Below are 3,338 nucleotides of genomic sequence, written 5' to 3' on the forward strand. Positions count from 1 at the left end.
GCTCGCCCTCACCCTCGCCCCCGGCCGGTGGACGCTGCTGCCGCTGGCCGCCGCTGCCGTCCTCCCCGCGGCCGTGTGGCTGCGCCGCCCGGCCGGACGGGCGACGTCCGCGCTGCTGGCCCCGGTGCACGGCGCGGTGGCGGCCCTGGCGGCCGGCGTCGCCGCCATGCAGTACCTCACCGCGCTGCGCCTCCAGCGGGACACCGCCGCCAGTGCCACCGCCACCGGCCTGACCCTGCTCTGCTTCCCGCTCGCGATGGCGCTGGCCGGACGGGCCGGCGGACGGATCGCCGACCGCCTCGGCACCCGGCGGACGGCCCGCACCGGCGCGGCCGTCGCCACCGCCGGACTGCTGCTCCTGCTCGGCGCCGACGGCACCCCGCAGGACACCGCCTGGCGGCTCGCCCTCGCCGGCTGCGGCATGGGTCTGTACGGCGGGCCGGTGCAGGCCCTGGCGCTCGCCGCCGCCCCGCCCGGGCGGATGGGTGCCGCCGGCTCCACCGTCCAACTCGCCCGCAGCCTCGGGTTCGCCCTCGGCCCGGCCCTGGCCACCGCCGGCGCCGCTGCCGGAAGCCCGCGCACCGGGCTGGCCGCGGCCGCGGCCTGCGCCGGGGCGGCGGTCGTCCTGCTCGCTGTCCCCGGGCGATCCACGTCCTGACCGTCCGCCGCTTCCGGAGGAGTTCCGCCATGCCCGTACCCGAGCCCGTCTGCCCGTTCGCCGGGCGCGCCCTGCCCGGCCCGGCAACGCCGTCGGCCGCCGTGCCGCTGCCCGAGCCGATGCCGCTGCGCGAGCCGGCGCCGCTGCCCGACCCGGTGCCGCTGTCCGGCCGGGCGTACAAGCGCGACCCGTACCCGCTCTACCAGCGGCTGCGGGAGGCCGGGCCGGTGCACCGGGTCCGCTTCCCGAGCGGTGTCGCCGCCTGGCTGGTCACCGGCTACGCGGCCGCCCGGGACGCCCTCACCGATCCGCGGCTGGGCAAGAACCACGCCCTCGGCAACGCGGCCTGGCGCCGGCGTGCCTCGATCATGCCCGAACCGCAGCACTCGCAGCTGCAGGTCCACCTGCTGCACCAGGACGCCCCCCGGCACACCGCGATGCGCGCCCTGCTCGGCGACGCCTTCGCGCCCCGCCGGGTGGCCGGACTCCGGCCGCGGTTCCAGCAGTTCGCCGACCGGCTGGTCGACGCGCTGCCGGCCACCGGCGGCGCCGACCTGGTCGCCGGGTTCGCCGCCCGGTTCCCGTTCCTGGTGCTCGCCGAGGTGATCGGACTGCCCGACGAGCTGGCGGACCGCTTCGACCGGGACTGGGGCAAGGTCGTCCAGCCGGTCGGCCCCGAGGACCCGGGCCGGCCCGCCTACGAGGCCCGGTTGCGGGCGCTCCAGGGGTACATCGCCGAGGTGGTCTCGGCGAAGCGGACCGCGCCCGCCGACGGGGATCTGCTGGCCCGGCTGGTCGCCGCGCACGACGACGGCGCGCTGACCCGCGAGGAGCTGGACTCGATGGTCTTCCAACTCCTCGTCGCCGGCCAGGAACCGGTCACCAACCAGATCTCCACCATGCTGATGACGCTCTTCCGCCACCCCGGCCAACTGGACCGGCTGCGGGCGGAACCCGCGCTGCTGCCCCGGGCCGTCGAGGAACTGCTGCGCCACGACGGCGCGTTCGAGCTCACCACCTGGCGCTTCTTCGCCGAGGACAGCGACCTGCACGGCACCCGCGTCCCGGCCGGCGACTCGGTGATCGTCTCGCTGGCGGCCGCCGGACGCGACGGCTCGCAGTTCCCCGACGCCGACACGCTCGACCTCGGCCGCACACCCAACGCCCACCTGGCCTTCGGCCACGGCGCGCACTTCTGCCCCGGCGCCGCGCTCGCCCGGACCGAACTGCAGATCGCCCTCGGCACCCTGCTCGCCCGGCTGCCGGGCCTGCGCCCGGCCGGCGACCTCGACGCCGTCGAGTGGATCCCCGCCGTCCTCGCCCGCGGCGTCGACCGCCTCCCGGTGGCGTACGACCGCCGGCTCTGATCCCGGCCGCACGACGACCGGACCACCCGCCGCACCCCGACCACCCCCCGACCACACCCGGAGTCCCGCATGCCGCCCGCCGGCACCCTCACCGCCCCGCCCCGCCCCGGACAGCCCCGTTCCCCGCTCCCGACCGCGGTCGAGCGCACCAGCGCAGCCGTCCTGGAGCTGCTGCTCCCGCACCGGCGCTCCTGCGACGGCGCCCCCGACCTGCCCGCCGCCGCCTTCCCGGCCCAACTGCGGCGGATCGCCGGCTTTGTGGCCGCCGGGGAGCCGGTCGTCCTCACCCTGCCGGGCTTCCCCTGCAAGTCGCCCAGCCCGGTGAAGGTGCTCGGCCACCTGCCCGACGAGGGCGAACGGCTCTCCCTCGCCTTCCTGGACGGGCTCTGCGCCGAGGTCGCCCGGGTCCACCCGCCGGGCGCCCGCCTGGTGATCTGCTCGGACGGCCACGTCTTCGGCGACCTCGTCGGGGTGCCGGACGCGCACATCGACGAGTACGCCGACGAACTCGCCGCCGTCGTCCGCCGCGAGGGGCTGCGCCGGCTCTCCCTCTTCGACCTGCGCGACGTCCTCGGCGACCTGCCGTACGACGCCAAGCGCGCCCTGGTCGACGACCGGTACGCCCCGGCGCTGGAGGAGCTGCGGGCCGAGGTGCGCAGCGATCCGGACACCCTGGCGCTGTACCGCGGCATCACCCGCTTCCTGCTCGACGACACCGTCGGCTTCACCGGCACCCGCTCCGCCCTGCAGCGGGAGTGCCGGCGCCGCGCGTACGAGGTCGTCCGGCGCAGCCGTGCCTGGGGCGCCCTGATCGAGGAGCACCATCCGCGCGCCGTCCGGCTCTCGATCCATCCGCAGCGGGCCGGCGCCGAGAAGTTCGGCCTGCGGCTGCTCGACACGGCCGACCCGTGGACCACCCCGTGGCACTCCTGCGTGGTGCACCACCCGGACGGGAGACGGGAGTTGATGCACCGTGCGGAGGCGGAGCGGCTCGGCCGCACGGTGCTGCGCGACGGCCGGCCGAGCCACGTCGAGGCCACCGGCTGAGGGGCTGTCCTTCAGGTACGGGTCCTTCAGGTGCGGGTCCTTCAGGTGCGGGTGCGGCCGGTCAGGTCGCGGGTGGTGCGGGGGTCGAGGTCGGCGGCGAGGCGGGTGAGGTGGTGGCGCTGGTCGCCGTCCAGGCCGAGGGCCGGGTCGTCGGCGACCCGCAGCAGGGCGGCCGCGGCCGCGGTCGGCCGGTTGGAGAAGTCCCTCGGGCAGACCAGCAGCACCGTGGTCGACGGGCAGCCGGGCAGCTCCTGCGCGCGGTACGG

General features: G+C 77.3%; 3 protein-coding genes and 1 pseudogene. 3 read left to right on the top strand and 1 reads right to left on the bottom strand.

The annotated features are described in order from the left end of the window. The 3 genes from ABZ641_RS30175 to ABZ641_RS30185 form a co-directional block, all read left to right on the top strand. Positions 1–658, top strand: a 658-nt coding sequence (locus tag ABZ641_RS30175) for an MFS transporter (RefSeq protein WP_359986851.1), incomplete at its 5' end; no start/stop codon positions are given. Positions 659–777: 119 nt separating this feature from the next. Then, the gene (locus ABZ641_RS30180) at positions 778–2,025 is read left to right on the top strand and encodes a cytochrome P450 (protein WP_359986856.1); all 1,248 of its coding nucleotides are present in this window, start codon (positions 778–780) and stop codon (positions 2,023–2,025) included. 69 nt (positions 2,026–2,094) lie between these two features. Continuing rightward, positions 2,095–3,072, top strand: coding sequence for an isocyanide synthase family protein (locus tag ABZ641_RS30185; protein WP_359986853.1), 978 nt, complete (start codon positions 2,095–2,097; stop codon positions 3,070–3,072). Positions 3,073–3,113: 41 nt separating this feature from the next. Here ABZ641_RS30185 and ABZ641_RS30190 read toward each other — a convergent pair. Beyond that, positions 3,114–3,338: pseudogene (locus tag ABZ641_RS30190) on the bottom strand (hypothetical protein); the annotation flags it as partial.

This window comes from Kitasatospora sp. NPDC007106, assembly GCF_040634455.1.
Taxonomy (GTDB): Bacteria; Actinomycetota; Actinomycetes; order Streptomycetales; family Streptomycetaceae; genus Kitasatospora; species Kitasatospora arboriphila.

Bases quoted from the DNA above. Each gene is read 5' to 3' on its own strand.
- ABZ641_RS30180 (WP_359986856.1), top strand. From the start codon at position 778: ATGCCGCTGCGCGAGCCGGCGCCGCTGCCCGACCCGGTGCCGCTGTCC.
- ABZ641_RS30185 (WP_359986853.1), top strand. From the start codon at position 2,095: ATGCCGCCCGCCGGCACCCTCACCGCCCCGCCCCGCCCCGGACAGCCC.